The sequence below is a fragment of the Mucilaginibacter endophyticus genome (assembly GCF_003351025.1).
Lineage (GTDB): Bacteria > Bacteroidota > Bacteroidia > Sphingobacteriales > Sphingobacteriaceae > Mucilaginibacter > Mucilaginibacter endophyticus.
The window spans coordinates 1-18944 of the sequence record NZ_QPCG01000017.1; the positions used below are offsets into that span (position 1 = coordinate 1).

The 18944-nt window shown below is 45.4% G+C and carries 11 protein-coding genes; 1 reads left to right on the forward strand and 10 read right to left on the reverse strand.

The annotated features are described in order from the left end of the window. The 7 genes from DUL71_RS32480 to DUL71_RS31500 all read right to left on the reverse strand — a co-directional run. The coding region (locus DUL71_RS32480; RefSeq protein ID WP_208645708.1) for a hypothetical protein at positions 1-337 on the reverse strand (337 nt) is incomplete at its 3' end. Between the two features lie 613 nt (positions 338-950). Next, a complete protein-coding gene (locus tag DUL71_RS31475; RefSeq protein ID WP_114941773.1) occupies positions 951-3545 on the reverse strand; it encodes a kelch repeat domain-containing protein in 2595 nt (864 codons plus the stop codon). A 232-nt stretch (positions 3546-3777) separates the two neighbouring features. Continuing rightward, positions 3778-7086: a glycoside hydrolase family 2 protein gene (locus DUL71_RS31480; RefSeq protein ID WP_114941774.1), complete on the reverse strand. Its 3309-nt coding sequence runs from the start codon at positions 7084-7086 to the stop codon at positions 3778-3780. Between the two features lie 242 nt (positions 7087-7328). Beyond that, positions 7329-8030 carry a DUF3823 domain-containing protein gene (locus DUL71_RS31485; protein WP_161964553.1) on the reverse strand — a complete coding sequence of 234 codons (702 nt, stop codon included), beginning with the start codon at positions 8028-8030 and terminating at the stop codon, positions 7329-7331. 51 nt (positions 8031-8081) lie between these two features. After that, positions 8082-9872: a RagB/SusD family nutrient uptake outer membrane protein gene (locus DUL71_RS31490; protein WP_161964554.1), complete on the reverse strand. Its 1791-nt coding sequence runs from the start codon at positions 9870-9872 to the stop codon at positions 8082-8084. Between the two features lie 10 nt (positions 9873-9882). Continuing rightward, positions 9883-13041: a SusC/RagA family TonB-linked outer membrane protein gene (locus DUL71_RS31495; RefSeq protein ID WP_114941777.1), complete on the reverse strand. Its 3159-nt coding sequence runs from the start codon at positions 13039-13041 to the stop codon at positions 9883-9885. Between the two features lie 281 nt (positions 13042-13322). After that, complete coding sequence (locus DUL71_RS31500) at positions 13323-14609, reverse strand: glycoside hydrolase family 99 protein (RefSeq protein WP_114941778.1); 1287 nt, start codon at positions 14607-14609, stop codon at positions 13323-13325. 394 nt (positions 14610-15003) lie between these two features. Here DUL71_RS31500 and DUL71_RS31505 point away from each other — a divergent pair, with 394 nt between their 5' ends. Then, the gene (locus DUL71_RS31505) at positions 15004-16551 is read left to right on the forward strand and encodes a hypothetical protein (protein WP_208645709.1); all 1548 of its coding nucleotides are present in this window, start codon (positions 15004-15006) and stop codon (positions 16549-16551) included. 418 nt (positions 16552-16969) lie between these two features. On the opposite strand, the gene DUL71_RS31510 is transcribed toward DUL71_RS31505, so the two are convergent. From DUL71_RS31510 to DUL71_RS32485, 3 genes are all read right to left on the reverse strand, one after another. Then, positions 16970-17890: a DUF5712 family protein gene (locus DUL71_RS31510; protein ID WP_114941779.1), complete on the reverse strand. Its 921-nt coding sequence runs from the start codon at positions 17888-17890 to the stop codon at positions 16970-16972. 57 nt (positions 17891-17947) lie between these two features. After that, positions 17948-18502 carry a BfmA/BtgA family mobilization protein gene (locus DUL71_RS31515; protein ID WP_114941780.1) on the reverse strand — a complete coding sequence of 185 codons (555 nt, stop codon included), beginning with the start codon at positions 18500-18502 and terminating at the stop codon, positions 17948-17950. Positions 18503-18735: 233 nt separating this feature from the next. Next, on the reverse strand, positions 18736-18944 hold a 209-nt coding region (locus DUL71_RS32485), incomplete at its 5' end, for a hypothetical protein (RefSeq protein ID WP_208645710.1).

Here is an 18944-nt window from a genome sequence, read left to right on the forward strand (position 1 = left end):
CAGTCCGGTTTTTAGGAGGGGTTACATTGCCTCTATCTTTTTTAGGGTGCATGGATAAGAAACAACCATAACTCTTTTGACAGGCAATGAAATTTTGTGTCCATTCCTCCGTGTAAATAAACGAACTATCCTCGTTACAGTAGCTATACCTTTCTTTAGTGAAAAAGTCCCAACAAGGGAGATTAATTAAAAAAATTATTCCAACGATAACCAGCAACACTTTCCTCCTCATAATCTTTTTCCTTGTTAACTTTTTACCTTCACGATGAAAATCTGACCCCTCACGTATAGCAACTAAAGGTAATAATCTAAGGTAATTGGCTATTTTGATTTCCATCAAATAAAGCACCGGCATCTTAAAACAACGCAGCGATATACCCGTGTCATGGACAAGGCAAAAAAAGAAGCCGCGAACCGGATAGTTCTCGACTTTTGATCTGCGTACACCCAGTCATATCACCGCTTAAACAACCGGAGCTGTTAGCAGGAAAATTGTCAAGGGCCACGGCAATAGCCGTGGTTTATATACCCTTGACGATTTTCCTGCGTAGCTATCTTTGTGACTGCGGTGCTGTGACTAACCCATAGCCTGAGGGTTGGAAAGGCAGGTGTGTATGAGGAACGATTACACTCCTGCACGAGCGGCGGCGAGGCTGGCGGCGTAATGGAACCCGCAGCGAAGCGCGTGGTGTAATGAAGCAGCTTGCCGCAGCCGCATGGCTTCTCCATCTGTCAAAGAAAATATCCATTTATAATAGCACTCTGTTTCAACGCGATACCTGCTGTCCCCGGGATTTTTTCTTTCGCCTTTTCCTTCCTCTCGCTTTCCTGGATAACATTAGCGCCTCGGTAAAGCTCGGTTCCAGCGTCACTTCCAAAAAGCTGGCAGCTGTCTTCGCTTTGCGAATAGCATCGCTGCAGTTGTAGTAAGCAAAGCCCGATGTTCTTTATCAGGAACAAATTACTTGGAAATCCTTTTCAAAGTCCCGCTCATAAATAGATTTGTAGGTTTTACTGAAATTCTCGAATGTATGTTTGGCCAATGAGTGCTTGCCTAAAGCCGAAAATGCTTTACACTTCAACATCATGGCATCTTCATTAACTGCATCAAAGTAAAAAATGAAATTAGCCAGTTCTATTAAAAATTCGGAATCGTTGCTAAACTCACCCGAACGTGCGTGATAGAGATAAGTATTAATCACATCGTTCGAAATCTCGGATTTGAACGTTTCCAACCACTCATAATCGCTGTTAGAAAGGAACTGGCCACGTTGGGTAATGCCTGAAAGCTCTTTGATCTTCTCTTTATTCAGCTTCCGCTTGTTTTTAACCAAGCTCAAATAGCTACGATAATCAACATAAACCAATTCCGGGTCAAGGTCGATTGTCCAACTACCTGTTTCTTTAGATAGCTGACAATGATCCATCCGCTCCAACAGTGTTTTAAGCTTTACGATACTTACCGAACGGTTGTTCCTGGCACTTTTTTCAGATTTATCTATCCAAAACATTTCGTTTAACCGCTCGGAGCTTATGCCGCGGCCAAGCCTTATCGTGTTTAACAAAATTAGCAAAAACATCTCTTTAATAAGCGGTGTAAACAGTTTGGTCATCTCTACTCCCTGGGCATCAAATATCTGCAGGTCGCCAAATAACAGGATGGCATTTTTTAGCGGTTGTTGATCTGCAGGTGCAGGTTCCGGTTCTTCGTCTGTTATAATTTCCGGATGATAGCTGGTTGGCTGTGTTTGTGCCACGTGAGATTCAACTACGGCTGGTTGCGTTTCCACGGGTACTGGTATCATTGTTTTTTTTCCTTTTCTCCGGATTAAATAAATTCCTCCACCGGCAACCGCAATAACAGCAACAATTACCCATAACATCGAAGCTCGATTAGTACCCACGTTTCCGGCCTGCGTTGTTTGAAAAAGCGGTGGCCCCAGCAGGGTATACACCTCAACCTGAGTTTGACCGGCATCGCTCCGCAAAAGCGTAACAGCTATAAATTTATCCGATCGGGGCGCAAAATAAAGATCGGCAAACGAATGTACATCATGAAACTTGTAAGGGATCCCGCTTTCCAGCAGCTCATAAGTTGGGTTGTTAAGCGAGCCGTGAATAAGCTTTAATGTAGAATTATAAATATGCCGCGGGAAAATCAAACCGTAGTAGCTTTTGGTGTCCTGATCAATAATAAGCGAATTGGCGAAGGTAAACCCATCGGTACCGCGGGGCGCTATATCGAAAAGTTTTTTGAATGTACGGTCGTTTACAGTGTAGCGCATCATATCGTACATATACTTTGGCGTGAGGATCTGCTTTCCGCTGGCATTACCATAGCCACCCAGTATGTAGGCGGTATCACCCTTGGGTGTAGCGCCTGTAGCGGCCAGATATCGGGGCATATAAAAATCGCCTTTATAAATAATGCTGTCCCATTTATTGGTATTAAAATGATACTGAAGTACCTCGTTATGGTAAAGCAGGTAACCGTATCCGCCGAAAACATACATAGATGAATCGTGCTGCGAAATAATCTTATTAATGTGCCAGTAGCGCGTTACCTGCCCAGGCTTAAAATTACCCGACCATGTATTGGTATAAAAATCAAATTTTTCGGCTTGCTTGGCATCGGTATAAAAACTGTATAAATTTTTATCCAACGGATTAAAAATAGCCCGATTACCCTGGACGAGATTAAGTTTTGTAGCAGCCGGATTTTTTTTTACTATGCCGCTGTTAATATCATAAGTATAAACCGTATCACTTCCAATTACCAGCAAGGCCTCCTTATCGGCATCAAAACTAACGCTGGCCATACCATTGGCGGTGAAAGCCTGTGCTTTGCTCCAGTTTTGGTGCATGGATGATACCCAAGTGGGATTAATAATGGCAGCGTCCTGGTGTTTTAGTTGCTCGTGAGCGATTGTTCCACCGGTTTCGTTCAGGGGCCACTTGTATTGGGTCGTCCCGCCCAGTTCTAAGCGGATGTCTCTGATCTTCATCGGCGGTACATCGGTGGTTTCAAACTCGCCGTGGTTGTTGGTGCCAAATGTAATATGGTAACAGGCGTTTTTATTCAGGGAGATATTTTGCTGTGTATATGTTTTTCCATCCGAAAAAACCTGTAAACGATTATGAGTGGCATCAAACAATATCCGCACCCGGTTCCATTTATTGTAGAGATCATTTTGATCGATGCCGAAACTGATTTGCGGTTCCTTATCACCGGTCACCAGTTCGAAATGATTTTTGGCGGTGTTATAAACCAGGTCGAAGTTGTGCTTATCATCAGAAATAATCCTCACCACGTAGCCAAAGTAAACGTTGTATGCCCGAAAAAAAGAAACATCAAAGGATATTTCGAAATTATCATTAAAGCAGAAACCTTTTTCGGGACTAAGTTCAAGTGATGTTCTTTTATCCTGCACCACCTCATGGCTCGCAAACCTTAAGCCATAATTTTGAGCAAGACTATAGAAGCCCGTAAGACAAAAAAATAGTATAAAAACAACTTTAATGTAAGGCAAATAAAACTTCCCCATGCTTATCCCAAACAATTATTTATTAATTGGCTGCTGCAATAGCGCTTAAAATTGGTAGCCATAGGTAAATGGCATGGGTAAATTTAAGTTAAAAACACGATGCTACATAGCAAATTCATGCAAGGAAGAAAGAATTTCGATTTTCGTAAAAAGGGAGGCTGTTAATTTATGCTGTTCGAAGTCCCAAACTTCGAACAGCGATAGAAACGTATTTACTTTTCCACTTTTTCTTCTACGGCTTTTGCACCGCCGAAGCTAACGTTTTAATAAACTCTGGCTGGTTGGATGCCAGCTTCGCAGCAAATTGCCAGTTGCTGCCGTTACGCACAAGTTTGATTAAAAAATGGTTCCAACCCCGCTTTAGCTTAAGCTCTTTGGCTTCACCGTTATTTTCGGTATCCAGTATTTGTTTACCGTTCAGAAACACCGTAGCATTACCGCCCGCTTTAACCTGTAAATTCACAACCGGTAAATTAGGCTCGGCAAGCAAATCCTCGAGTGAGCGTTGACTGTATACCCAGAAACTTAAATAAGCCACCTGCTGCCGGCCATTGGCTGCGCCGCCATCTAAGGCTGAGAGATCAAAAACATCCTTATCGGCATGCAATGGTGTCCATATTTTGCGATGAATTTCTAAACCATCTTTTATCTCATCAGCGGCTCCGGGATCAACAAAGTTCCTTATTTTTGCTTCCTCTGCCGATCGTGCTGTAAAGTTACCGGCGTATAGCGCGCCTGTAATATTGCCATTGTTACTCAACACGCTGCCATCAGCTCCTTCGGCCAGGGCTACTCCGGCATTACCGAGTAATCGCCTTATAAGCCTTATCCCCTTTAACAGTTTAGGGTTGGCAGGCAAAGTGGTAACAACCAACTTTCCGGCGCCTTTTTCATAAACTATCATCGCGGCACCCGATGGTTTGGCTTCCAATTCGGAGCGTACCACCATAGCCGTTTTGGCGTACTCGGCCTGCTTGTTCCATTTTTGCCAATCGGTGTTGTTTGCGGTTAATAATATTTTGCTTTGTTTAACCAGTTCGCCATCCAAACCATTGCTAATTATATCAGCTGGGTTGAGTTCAGAAAAATACATATTGGCTGCGTCTATGCCGTTGGTTATACCATCGGCAGACACCGGCAATAATGATGAACTTTTACGCTCTGTAACTGCTATTGTGGCGGGCAACAGTTTGTTCAATGCTTCGGTTCCTGTACTGTTTACTCCCCAAACCAGTACGGTACCTCCGCTTGCCAACACTTTATTAATAGTTGATTTACTTTGTACAGATGGTGGGTTGCTGCCATCAATAAATAAAATACGCGGATTAGCTTTACCGCTTTGTTCAATAACGCCCAGCCTTTTCAGATCGGCGGCTAATGAACTACCAGACCCTCCTATAATTGTTGCAGTTGAATTGTTACCCGATACCGCAGATTTAGCATCGTGGTTAAAAACCGGTTTACCAACCTCATAAGGTTTATTTTCGGCTGCGGCTTTAATGGCATCAAATAAGGGCCAGGTTTCATAAAGTGGCAATGCAGGATCATAACCAGGGTTTAGCGTGGTACTGTACGGACCAAATCTCTCGGGTTGCACTCCGGGGCTATCCTCTTTATAATTTGTAAAATACACGCCATCTTCAAGCGTTGGAGCTTTGGTTTTATCCGTAAGGCCAATGGGTAAAGGTTTTAAGCCGTACCAAACCAGGTTAAACACACTATTGTAGATAGATTCCCTTTCGCGCTGCTGCATCAGGTTTTGGTAAGATGATTGCGCAACGCCTTCCATTCGCCCCAAAAATGACTCATATGCACGGTTGCCGTTGGTTTCGGCTACCTGTTCGGGGGTACCGTAGTAGGCGTTTCCGGCTTCGCCCACCCCCCAGGGTTTGCCACTTTTGCGGGCACGGTCCATTGTACCCTGGTCGCCGTAGTGGATGATGTAGGTAGGCAGTTTACCTTCGGCGTCATCCTCACCATCGGCCGAGATCCAGGCGCGGGTTGGATCGAGTTTGCGGCAGATATCGGCCCAGATACCATAATAATTTATCAGGGTATCTTTTATTCCGGTAGGGTTACGCATTACGTTTACCACCACGGGCATTACCTCGTTAGATACGCTCCATCCAAATACCGACGGATGGTTACGATCGCGCAATACCAGTTCAGCTACATGGTATTTGGTATCATTCCAGTAGTCCGGATCATCTACTTTAGGGCCGCCATCACTGGCCCAGATGGCGGTTTCGTCTAAAACCATGATACCCATCTCATCGGCCACATCCATATAAAACGATGGATATGGTTGGGCATGTAAACGCACGGTATTTAATCCGGCATCGCGCATGGCTTTAAACCAGGCCACGGCATAACGTCGCGTCATCTGCGGGATACCCAGGAAGTGCCACGAATCGCCCCGCATAATTATGGGTTTGCCGTTCATCAACACCTGCCCACCGTTAATGCTTACGGTACGCCAGCCAAAGCGGGTGTAGCGAGTATCCACCAATTGCTTACCATTGTTAACACGGACCAGCAAAGCATACAAATTAGGCTCATCCGGCGACCAGCGCGCAAGCTTATCACCTACCAGCGAATTAAGCGTTATTACTTTCTCGGTATGCGCCGGAACTTTAACTTTCACAGCCGATATATCCAAGGCAGAGGCCGTTGCAAGTTTACCTGCGGGCTCGGCGGCATCGGCAGGATTATCAGCCTGCCATTTATAGGCTCCGGCATCTACCGTGATGTTTGCATCCCGTTCGCCATCGTTTTTTATGGTGATCTCGGCAGCAAGATGATCGCCTTGTACGTCCGGCTTCACAAAAACATCTTTAACATACACCTGCGGAACTGCAACCAGCGCAACATCTTGCCAGATGCCCGCGACATGCTGCCCCCAGAATGACCCCGCCTGGTAAGTACGCCTGCCATAGTTGCCATTTTTATCAAATAACGATGCCTTCCTAACGCCTACAGCTATTTCATTTTCAGCGCCAAACTTTACCAAAGAAGTCACATCTAAATCAAAAGGCAGAAAGATACCAAAATGCTTCCCGGCAGGCTTACCATTTATCATAATCCGTGCATCACCGGCCACTGCTTCGAAATGTAATAGCAGGCGTTTACCATTCCAGTTAGCAGGTACACTGAACTTGCGCCGCAGCCAGCCCATTTTTATATGTTCCCATTCTTTGGGGTATGATGGAAAGGTGCGAAAATCGCCGCCCTGACCGTGTTCATCGGCAAAGCTATTCACGTTCCAGGGGGATGGAATACGGATGATGGCTTTATCCCATTGATCGGGCTGCATGGCGGGCAATGCAGGTGCAGGACCATTCCCTTCACGGAAACCGGCAGGCAATTGTGCCGGCTGAAATTGCCATGAGCCATTGAGGCTTAGTTCCTGGCGATAAGATTTTTCGGCATCTTTTACAAAGCCGGTAGATGGGGCAAATACGCCCGTGTATTGTAAACGCTGGCTAAAAGTTTGCAGCGCGATTGTGGTAAACAGGGTTAGCAGTAATAGTTTCTTTTTCATAGCGTGATCAATCCGGATGGGCGGGTTGAAATTTTGGGGAAAGCGGTTAAAAAAACGTCATTATAAGGTACGAAGCAATCCCCTATAAGCAGAAGCTATGCAGATTCGCCCTGTATAGTTGGGGTTGCTTCGTACCTTATAATGACGTGGTGGTTATGAGGTTTTATCTAATCAGTTCAGACTTACGAAGTTTTAAAAACCTCGTAAGTCTTGACAGGCTGTAATTGGGTGTTGAAATAGTATTAATGCACTGTAGCCTTAACCACCGGGCTATAATTATAGGTTGAGTTAGGCGAGTTGGCAGCCCTTGCACCCATCCTGAAATAATACTCGCCTTTAGGCAACCTTGTATCCGCCCAGTGGAAAGTAAAGGTTTGCGGCTTATCAACAATGGAAGCATCCGGTGTGCCATCGGTAGGTACTTTCCACAGGTTGGCGTAGTAAGTACCCGGTCCGGCTACATTCGAGCTTACGGCTTCGTTCACCACGGGGTCCTTGCTTACCATGAATATCAGCTCAATCAGCTTCGAATTGTTCTCGGGGGCTTTGTTTACCGTATAGCTGAACGTGCTATCGGCAACAGCCGCGGTTATGCGGTAAAAAGGGATCACCTTAAAATCGAGCTGCGTTTTTTGGTTATGGTTCAATACTACGCTAACCGAATCACCCGCGTACATAAATGGCCCGTTTAATGGGAAAGCCTTATAGTTATCTGCAAAAAACTGCGTAGCCGAGTATGATCCATCTGCCTTGATGGATATATCAATAGGCTGTGGACTTGGATATTTGGCCTTGTTATTTTGCAAAAACCTAATATCGCCGCCGCCAGGTTGTTTGGTTTCAATACCACCTCCGGTTTGCGCATCAGTTACTTTACCGTATACGCCGGCATCAGGCGCTGTGTAGTTATCGTATTTTTTGCATCCAGCGTAAAAAAGCAGCATGCATGGAATTAATGTGTATATGATTGATGATCTCATGATTTTCAATATTTTTTAATAGCCGGGGTTATCAATAAGTGCCGTGTTCAGGGAACGTTCCCCGCCCGGTATCTGCGAGTAATAATTACGGGCCTGGTAAGTTTTTCCGCCGCCTACAGGTACTTTTTTAAACACATAGTCTTTGGTGTTTATATCGTAATAAATGTCAAGGCCATTTTCCTGCCTGATGTTAAATTCGGTAGTGAGCGTACGCCATCTTACATAATCCCAAAAAGTGCGATTCTCGAACGAAAGTTCAACCATCCGCTCGTGCCTGATCTTATCGCGGCTGATAGAGGTAAGTAATGCAACTCCAGCCCTTCCGCGTAACTGGTTCACAGCGCCCAAAGCTTCGGATGGGTCTTTATCCAACTCAAATGATGCTTCAGCATAGTTCAGCAATACTTCGCCGTAACGCAGATCGATCCAGGACGTGCGCGAAGAATAATCGTACAGCAAGTTACGATCGGTAATAGGGTCGGTCCATTTTTTAAGCCAGAAGGTAAGCGAGTTTGAATTAGAATTGCCTGTGCCTACCACATTGGTTGGCGTTAAAGTGAATGACTGAGTACTCACATCAAAATACTGCAACACCTGGTTGCCATTGTACTCCTTGTTATTATAAATAACCCCGCGCTGCCCGGTAATGGTAGCACCACGGAATGATGTACCGGTAACTACCACAGTACCCATCAGCCTTGGGTCTTTATTTTCGAAAGGGCCGCTTAAGGTTGGGTAGTGTACATAATTGGCAGGTGTGCCAATATTTAATGGCTCATTGGCACCCGCGGTACTGGTTTTTGATTCAAATTTTTCAACCAGGTCGAGCGTTGGTTCCAGGCGGTTATCGTAACCTATGGGCGAGCGGATATAATCGGGCAGTACCATTAAATCCTGCGAGTGGGTACGTTGGGTAGCGGCATAATCATAACCTTTGCAAAAGATGGCCTCGGTGTTCGAGTCGCCGGGTTTGCACTCGTAAAACAGATATTGAAAGTTTTTAGACAGATCAGTAGGGTATTTATTAAACAGGCTGTACTTGCCATCAGTAATAATGGTTTTAGCAGCGTTGTATGCAGCCGTTAAATATTCGGTAGCCTTAGCCTGGCTAACCCCTACTACACCACCCAACTGTACGGTACCAAATTTACCGATCGAACCGGCATGCAGCATCGCGCGCGATTCCAGCGCGAGGGCGGCGTATTTATTTGCACGGCCGTAATCGCTGGTTTCGGGTAAATCGGCGGCGGCCTGATCAAGGTCATTTTTAATCAGGTCCCAAACTTCCTCTTCCTTGTTGCGGGGCTGTTTAAGCAAAGCGTTCGGGTCCGTTGGCGGTTCGGTGAGGATAGGTACACCTCCGTAATATTTCACCAGCCCGAAATAATAGTAAGCCCTAACAAAATGTGCTTCAGCCGAGTAGCGTTTTTTAGTCGGCTCGTCTACATTGGTTACGGTGGCTATCTCCTGTATAAAAGTATTTACATTGCGGATAGCCTTGTACAGGTTGCCCCAGTTCTCTTCGTTGATACCGGCATTGTTGGAGTTGAAAGCCTCGTCGCTCCAGTTGGCAGTATATTGATGCCCGTCGCCCGGGAACTGACCGAAACGACCGTTGCAGAAGGAGTAATCCTCTATAGGCATATCTTTATACAGAGAAGCGAAATAGGCCGTTACCCCGGCCGGGCTTCCGTAAATCTGGTCTTTGGTAAGCAGCGTGGTTGGCTGCACGTCGAGCAGGTTTTTGCGGCAGGCACTTAATCCCGCCAGCACAAAAATCGCGATGATATATTTTATATTTTTCATGATATCGGGTTTAAAAAGTTGCCTGTACACCTGCGTTAACATTAAGGGTGATAGGATAGCTATAACTGTAAAGGCGCGTGCCTGATGATTCAGGATCGATAAAATCAAGGCCTTTACCGGTAAAGGTGTACAGGTTGTAAGCATTGGCAAACACCCTGAAGCGGCTGATACCTATTTTGCTCAACAGTTTTTTGCTGAAAGTATACCCCAGCTCAATGCTTTTGATACGCACGTAGCTTGCATCAAAAGTGCTGAACGAGTTAGGCACACCATCCTTATAGTTTTGGCGCTGACCGGTTGAAGGAAATCTGCCCGGCACCCAGGGGCTGTTGGGATCAAAAATATCCTGGCGGTGCCACCTATCTGCGAAAACGGAAACCGGGTTAGCATATTGAAAGTAGAAAGGGCGTGAAAGTTGATCGAGATATGATACCGAGTACATGGTAGCCCCCTGTATCAGCATCGAAAAATCAAAACCTTTATAACCCAGCTCAAAATTAGTACCGAAGTAAATTGCCGGCTTACCCCCGTTTCGTGCAATAACTGTTTGGTCTTTACCATCTATAATGCCGTCGCCATTAAGGTCAACATATTTTAAATCTCCGGGGAGCAGGCTGCGATTGCCTGCACCATCCTGGATAGGCGCTGCGTAAATCTCCTGGAAATTCTGGAACTGACCCGCAACTTTATAACCCCACACAATATCATTATAACGATATGCCGTTTTATTACGGTAATTATCGGCATCGCTGCTGGCCGGCGTTTGTTCGATGTAGCGGTTTTGGGTACGCGCGTAAGACATATTGCCCGATACAGAAAAATCAAGAGCGCCTATTTTACTGTGGTGACCCAATACAATCTCGAAGCCTTGTGTGCGATCTCCGTTGAGGTTTACCTGGGGCAGGTTTACACCGTAAGTGCCGGGAATGTTGGAGATAGGCGAACCTAACAAACCGCTCCGTTCCCTGCGGAAAACATCGCCCTCGAAAGAAAGCTTACCATTCCACAGCGAGAAGTCCAAACCGATATCTGTTTGGGTAGAAGTATACCAGGTGATATTGGCATTGGCGGCATTTTTAAAATCAACACCTTTCACAAATCCCGATCCGAACACAGAACCGGCTAACGAACCTGAGCCAGAACTTGGATAGATATACCCTGTTAAATAGGCGAAGGTATTCGCAGCCGCCTGGTCATCGCCTTCTTTACCATAGGTTGCCCTTAGTTTGATATTATCTACAAACTTCAGCTTATTTTTAATGAATGGCTCTTCAGAGATGCGCCAGCCTACCGAGCCGTAAGGGAAAAATCCCCAGCGGCTTTTAGATGGAAAGTAGGATGAGCCATCCTCCCTGAAGCCAAACTCAGCCAGGTATTTGCCGGCATAATCGTAATTAAATTTACCGGCATAGCTGCGGTTACCGCTTTGGCTATAGCCTGAACCAACCACATCAGTAGCACGGTCACCCGCGGCAAGCTGATCAATAGCATCGATCACGAATTGAGTTTGAGCGTTGTTGCTGTTACCCTGGCGATAAATCTGTTCGTAGATTAATAAGCCGGATACATTGCTTTTGCCAAAACGATGACTATAATTCAGCGACAATTGCAAATCATTAGTGATTCCCTGGCCGAAATATTCGTTCAACTGCGATGGACCTTGGTGCGAAAACGCGGTTTGCAACTGCGTGGTATTATCGTACTGGTACTGGTAAAACTGCTTGCGGAAACTGCGGTTAAAGGTGTAGCTATTATCATAAGCAAAAAGGCCTTTTACACTTAAGCCTTCAACAAAAGGGAGCACATAATTTAAAGTGAAGGTTGAGGTAAGCGCCTTATCATTGGTTTTATTGTAACCGGCCAGATCTTCGCTGATCTGACCCAGCGGGTTGTCATTAGGCTGGTTGTAAAACTGGTTAAGGTAACGGGGATCGCCGTTTGAGTAAAGCGATTGTGTAGGACTGATTGACCACGCATTTTTCATGAGTGACCAGATAGCCACGTTAGGGCTTTTGCTCATCACATTGTTTAAGCCCAAGTTAATGCCGAAGGTTAACCCTTTGCCTAACTGCCCGTCAATAGCGGTACGGAAGTTGTATTTTTTACCGTATTCGATATCGGTTTTGAGCAAACCGCCCTCATCAAAATAACCACCCGATACAAAAAACCTTAACTTTTCATTACCTCCGCTAACAGTGACATTATGCTGCTGCTGCGAGGTGGAGTTATTTAGGATGGCTTTCAGGAAATCGGTGCTTGGCGTTTTACCCGTGCGGAAATCTTCAATTTGCTGCGGGGTGAATTGCGGCGGTGTTATCTGCTGATTTCCACTGATGAAATTATTGATCTGCTGCTCATCAAAAAGCGTGGCATACTGGTAGGCGCTTGATAGTTCGGGATACTTGGTGATAAACTGTTTGCCGAGGTGCATGGTGTAAGCAACCTGTATGGCTCCTTGTTTGCCTTTTTTGGTGGTAACGAGGATAACACCATTAGCGGCCTTAACACCGTAAATAGCTGCGGTTGCATCTTTCAAAACACTCACGCTTTCTATCTCATTCGGGTCGAGGTGATCGAAGCCTGATTTATCGCGCTGTACCCCGTCGATGATAAACAACGGACCGCCCTGCTGATTACCTTCCACATCGTTAGGATCGACATAACTGAACCCACGGATATCGATCTGGCTATCAAACTTACCCGGCTGACTCGATAACTGCGCTACCCTTACACCCGGCGCACGACCAGTTAAGGTATTTGTAACATCATTATTGGAGTTTTTAACAAGATCTTTTGCAACCACGGTTGATACCGCGCCGGTGAGATTGGCACGCTTCTGTGTGCCATAAGCTACCACTACTACTTCATCGAGGCTGCCCTGCTGCGCCGTTAACGTTATGATGATAGTACGGTTGTTTTTCAGATCAACATCGAGCGTGTTATACCCGATGTAGCTAACCGTAAGGGTACCTTCGGGGTCGGCTACTTTTAAGGTGAAGGCACCTTTGGTATCGGTAACCACGCCCTGGCTACTTCCCTTTACTTTTACAGATGCGCCAATCAGCGGTTCGCCCGATTGATCAATGACTTTACCGGTTATCGGTACGTCTTGCGCAAACAACGGCACCGAGAGGCACCATGCCAATAGCAATAATAAAATTTTCTTCATAGTACATAATTTTGGTTAACTGGTTATAGTTGATTATAACCCCAAAGAAATTTGCAGTAATTAATAAAAAGTTAATATTGAATTAGTTGGAATAATTTTTATTAATCGATTTTAAAAAGCTGATTATCAAATCATTTAAAAACATCAAAATCGCGCAATTAATTTACTTAGTGTAGCGAACCACGTATATTAATCTTTTAAAACCGGATGCATGCCGTTTTAAAACAAGAAAGGCTATCACCTAAATTGGTAATAGCCTTCGTGTAGCCGGCTATTTGCTTTTACTTTCGCTCGGGCATTTTATATACCAGCGGTTTTTCGTGGCGTAATATTTTAGCTGCTTCGCCGGTTAGCCATAAATAAGTATCAGATGGTTTTCCATCCATATTGATAAAAGCTGTGCCGGTATCATCTGCTACCTTAGGCGGATTATCTGATCCTTTAAATATCGCGGTCCCTTCGTTCACCTCATCAAACATGGCCACATAGATCATCTCGGCGCCGGCAGATATTGCGGTTGATAACATTTGCCAGTAAAACCTGCCACCCTGCCGTGGGATAGAGCCAACCGGCTTTACATCATCCGGAAATTCATACTGGCTCAGGTTGTGCCAGCTGAAACCGGGGTACACACAAGGCACATAATCCAGATGGTTATCGCGGCACCATTTAATATCGTCAATCACATCATCGCGGTATCTGTCCATATCGTTATGCAGCAACGGCGAGTAGCGTTGTACGCTCCAGGGGAGTACGATATCGCACCTTTTAACAATATCGTGTAAATAAGGATCATTAATACAATCAGCCCGAAGGGTACGCCATGAGTTGGGCACGCCCAACATTACCGCGCAGCCACCGTAAACCGGATCGTTTTTTAAAAAATCAATAAAACGCTCAATACCGATATTGCGGATATTGTATGGCCTATCCGGAAAACCAACGCCCCAGATGGTTACCACCGGCTTGCCGTTATGATACAGGTAAGTGTTTGTTCCCTTGGGGTTGGTTACTTTTAGTTCATCAACCAGGTATTTCCAATCGTCAATCAAGGTTGAACAATCCTCACCTTTACCTGCAAGGCCCGACAAATCATACATTACAGCAATAGCCCTTTTGTAGGTTGACGCAGCTTCGAAAGCGTTACGAAAAACTTTATCATCCTTACGGTTTTCGGGACGGGCGTTGTCGAAAAAGCGCTGCATAAATACGCCATCAACACCATACTGTTGCATCCATTTAAAATGCAGATCGGCCGTACTTTTATCTACCGAGCTGAAAAACTTTGCCGGTTGCCCATCCGCCTGTTTAAATGGGGTTGAATATGTTTTTGCGTACTCGTTTACATCAGGCCACATATCAATGCCCGATCGTTGTTCGTTGCCATAAGCAAAATGGGGTGCCCCGCTGCCGTCACCTTCGGCCCTGAACCATCCCTGGTAGCCGGCCATTACCAACCCTTTGTAGTTGGGGTACAATGTTGTTTTGGCATGTTTGTTTTGCGCTTTTGCCATTGCAAAAAAGCAAAGCGCCATACAAATGCATAAAGTAATTTTTGTTCTTCTCATAGTTTACGGTTTTAACAGGTGTTGGTTGATACACCGTTTCGAAGTTCACAGAGATGATTAACAAAAACTTAATTATGAACTAATGGAGCCTAAATACTCCAAAAATATCAATAAAAAGCACCCGGATAAATAAATCAAACTAAAGTTTACCGCCTAATCAATAATTAATTAAAAATTAATTTCCTTGCAGAGATTTGGTTTCAGATAACCGGGCTAACCACCGGAAAAATTTCCCATTATAAACCAATTAAACCTTACATCAGCCTATGGTAAAAGAATGAACAACGTCCAAATGGCACGCAAGGATAGTGCCTGCCGTTTTATTCAACAAAATTTATTTGCCGGTCGGGCATCCCCGGTCCGCCGGAAACAGTATCACCAATTATTAGCTATTATGAAAAAAACTTTAATTATTTGTTGCGCGGCATTAATGCCCTTAGTTTTTAGCTGTAAAAAAAATCAGCCCATCAATAACCCGGAAACTTCAACAGGAAAAACTCAAATTGACGGTTCGCCTGTTGGTGATGTGGTAGGAAAAATTACGGTAGGCTACCAGGGTTGGTTTTCTGCCGCCGGTGATGGCTCACCGCTTAACTCATGGGGACACGACAACCTGGAAATGTGGCCCGATACCCGCGAGTACACCAATACGTATTCGGGTACACCATTTAGCCAGGCCGGTGTTGGCCAACCGGGATATACCGGAAATTTGGGCAATGGCCTGCCTGCCAAAATGTTTTCATCGTATGATCAATCTACCGTTAATACACACTTTAAGTGGATGCAGCAATATGGTATTGATTGTGCCGCACTGCAACGTTTTGCCAACGAGATCTCGCCGGGCAGTACCATCAAAGCACAACGCGATGGCATGGCCGGCAAGGTGCGTACCGCTGCCGAAACCTACGGCCGTAAGTTTTACATTATGTACGATGCCTCGGGCTGGGGCGACCTTACTGCCATAAAAAACGACTGGACCAATACCATTGCAGGCAGTCTTAACCTTTTAACATCAACTGCCTACGCCAAACAAAACGGCAAACCGGTAGTAAGCATTTATGGCCTGGGCTATGCCTCCCACCCATCAAGCGTAACAGATGCGCTGGATCTGATCAACTTTTTTAAAGCGCAGGGCTGTTATGTGATCGGCTCGGTGCCGGGGCAATGGCGCACCGGCACAGGCGATTCGAAGGCGGGCTTCATTAACGCTTACAAAGCCTTTAACATGGTATCGGGCTGGGCCGTGGGTAGGGCTGTAGATGCCAGTTATGCGCCATGGGTAACCGGCGACCGTGATTTTTGTAACGCTAACGGCATGGATTACCAACCCTGCGCCTACCCCGGAACGGCGTTTTACAATACCAATGGCCCTGCATCAGCCCAAAATCAGTTCCCGCGCAATCATGGCGATTTCTTATGGGCGCAATTCGCCACTTTCAGAAACGCGGGTGTTACCAGTGCCTACATTGCCATGTTTGATGAATTGAACGAGGCAACATCCATTTTTAAAGTAGCCGAAGATGCCTCGATGATACCGGCTGGCAAATATTTTCTAACGCTCGATGCCGATGGCACCCATGTGTCATCTGATTTTTACCTGCGCCTGGTGAACGACGGGGGCAAAATGCTGAAAGGCCAGATCCCATACACCACTGCCGAACCTACACCTTTTAACGGGGTAATATTTTACCAGGATACCAATTACAGCGGCGGTATGGGGCAGCCGTTACAGGTGGGTACCTACACCCTGGCCCAGCTTGCAGCCAAAGGCGTACCTAACGATTGGGCATCATCGGTAAAAGTGCCGCCGGGACGTACGGTGATCCTCTATTCTGACGATAATTTTTCGGGTACATCATGGACTATCACCAGTGATAAGTCGAGTCTGGCAGGTCTAAGTCCGAGTGCTAACGATATTATCTCATCTGTTAAAGTGCAATAGACTAAAAAATTTCGCACCACAGTGACATAAAAAACGGGTCGACAACTTTTATTTAAAAAGTCTAGTTGGGTGGACCGACTTCTTAACGAAAAAAGCGAATCACATACTCCTGATACAAGCCGCCCATGGCCGCCCGATCTGCTTATTTGCTTAAATAACCGGTGCTGTTAGCATGGAAACTGTCAAGGACCGGAAGTTGCCGTTTTACATAGCCTTGACAGTTTTCCTGCGTAGCTAACTTTGTGACTGCGGAGCTGTGACTAACCGATAACCTGCGGGCGGGAAAGGCAGGTGTGTATGAAGAACGAATACACTCCTGCACGAGCGGCGGCGAGGCTGGCAGCGTAATGGACCCCGGAGCAAAGCGCGTGGTGTAATGCAGCTGCCTGCCGCAGCCGCATGGCCTCACGGTCTTCAATTAGCGAGACAGCTGTTGTCCCCGATCATAATCCTGTCCCGGTCTTCTTTTCTTTTTGCGCCTCCGTCCATCATCCACTGTCGGCGGCCCGTAGTTTTTGGCGGCACCATCAAGCAATACATCGATGATCCCCTTGCCATGGCTTTGCTGGAACATTTTACCGGACTCCTGCACCCTTTGCTTTTCCCTGAACTCAACCTTTTGTTCATAGCTTCCATGTTTCATCGCATTCGCGTATTCAAACGATTCTTTGACTTCCCTTTCATAATTAAACATCTTGTCAAAAATCAACTCTGCCGACTGCTTAAAAGCGACTCGGTCAAACTGCCCGACAATCTTACTATGTTCTGCGTTCGTCCCTTTTGAATTATTCAACGGGCTTAACTTGATCGTATTACTGGCATCCTTCCTGCTGACAATGACCTGAACATGCATCTGCTCTCCCGGTTTGATATCGCCTCTGTTGGCCTTGCCTTTTCTCACCTCCAGATCTTTGTAAGTGAAATACCGGTTGTTTTCCAGCTTAGCATAATAAACCAGGTCCTGGTTACCTTCCACCCGGTCACGCTTAAAGTTTTTAGCATAAGCATCCATCACCTCATTGGCGTAAGCTTTTAAATAGTCCTTTGCACCATCCTTTCCAAACCTCTCTTTCAGGTACAATAACTCTTTTTCACTCGGACTGATGTTGATCAGGAAAAACTTGGCATCGTCTTTTGAAAGCTTGGCTACATTATTATCAATGCCTGACCTCACCTCATAGGGCTGGATATTATCCCGTTCGTGGTTGAACCAATACTCAGGCTTATAATGCTTATCCTGTGCTTCGGCTATACGGTTCTCTTTTTCCAGGTACGCCACCAGCTGGCTGCTGCTGCCTTTATTATTTCCGCTTTCGCTTGTCGTGATATTGATGTGCATTTATTTCTTGATTAGTGTAAATACTATAATCGTCTACGCGCTGCATCATGATGGCTGTCACAGGTTTTCCAACTGTTCCTTTGCAAAGCGAACCAGCTCATCCTTATCTGCCTGCTTCGCAAATACATTTAAATTTTCCCGCTGGGAAACATAATGATCCAGGATAGATTTGAATCGGGCTTTCAGGTTTCTTTTCTCCAATTGCAGTCTATCTATGATTTGCAGGTATTTCACGATCTCTCCAATTGCTTTCCTTTGGGCTGCATAAGCTTCTTTCTGTTCTTTGTTATGCGCGATGATATATTGGTTAAAATGATCCACGATCTTTAATTGCGAATTGATCATACGTTCCGAATCTTTCTTTAAAGGCATCAAAAGTTCCTGCTCCTGTGTCCTGATAAACGCAACGATATTGTCCGTCTTCCTGTTAATCGCATTTTTCAATAACTCATCGTTCAGGTCCCTCGGGTCTTTCTTGGTCTTATAAAAATAGTCCACCATGAACACGAACAGGTCAAGCTTCGAAAGGCCGCATTTATTAGCAATGAGTACCATCTTTTCATCTGTCTTCACCGGGAACCTGATCGTTTTTACATTTTCATCCTTGCTCATAGGTTCGTTCAAATTGCAATATTGAGTATACCGCCAGGTATACTGTTTTCTTTATCTGTAGCATAAAAGCGGGGGGAAAGTATACCGCAGGTATACGCAAAACCGCGTTAGCCCCGCAGGGCGAGCGGAAAAGTCGGGTGTGCCCGACTTCCGCTCGCTCCCTTGACTCGTCCTGAAATACGTTTACAGTTTTTCTTATTCGTCCTGCAATAGATTGACAGCAGTACGGTANCTTATTCGTCCTGCAATAGATTGACAGCAGTACGGTAATCCTGAAATGGATTTACAATAGTACTGCTTTTATCAGGACTTCTCCATAAAGCTACTGCGGGATTGTTTTTTTTCATTACAAATGAATATTTGTTGTTTGTTTGTCGTGTTAATATGTGGGCAACGCATAGCGTTGTCCACATATTAATGCGTTTTTCTTTTTTTGCTTCTT

What these genes read in the sequence shown, in the direction of transcription:
- DUL71_RS31475 (WP_114941773.1), bottom strand. Translation starts at nt 3,545, where the DNA reads ATGGGGAAGTTTTATTTGCCTTACATTAAAGTTGTTTTTATACTATTT.
- DUL71_RS31480 (WP_114941774.1), bottom strand. Translation starts at nt 7,086, where the DNA reads ATGAAAAAGAAACTATTACTGCTAACCCTGTTTACCACAATCGCGCTG.
- DUL71_RS31485 (WP_161964553.1), bottom strand. Translation starts at nt 8,030, where the DNA reads ATGCTGCTTTTTTACGCTGGATGCAAAAAATACGATAACTACACAGCG.
- DUL71_RS31490 (WP_161964554.1), bottom strand. Translation starts at nt 9,872, where the DNA reads ATGAAAAATATAAAATATATCATCGCGATTTTTGTGCTGGCGGGATTA.
- DUL71_RS31495 (WP_114941777.1), bottom strand. Translation starts at nt 13,041, where the DNA reads ATGAAGAAAATTTTATTATTGCTATTGGCATGGTGCCTCTCGGTGCCG.
- DUL71_RS31500 (WP_114941778.1), bottom strand. Translation starts at nt 14,609, where the DNA reads ATGAGAAGAACAAAAATTACTTTATGCATTTGTATGGCGCTTTGCTTT.
- DUL71_RS31505 (WP_208645709.1), top strand. Translation starts at nt 15,004, where the DNA reads ATGAAAAAAACTTTAATTATTTGTTGCGCGGCATTAATGCCCTTAGTT.
- DUL71_RS31510 (WP_114941779.1), bottom strand. Translation starts at nt 17,890, where the DNA reads ATGCACATCAATATCACGACAAGCGAAAGCGGAAATAATAAAGGCAGC.
- DUL71_RS31515 (WP_114941780.1), bottom strand. Translation starts at nt 18,502, where the DNA reads ATGAGCAAGGATGAAAATGTAAAAACGATCAGGTTCCCGGTGAAGACA.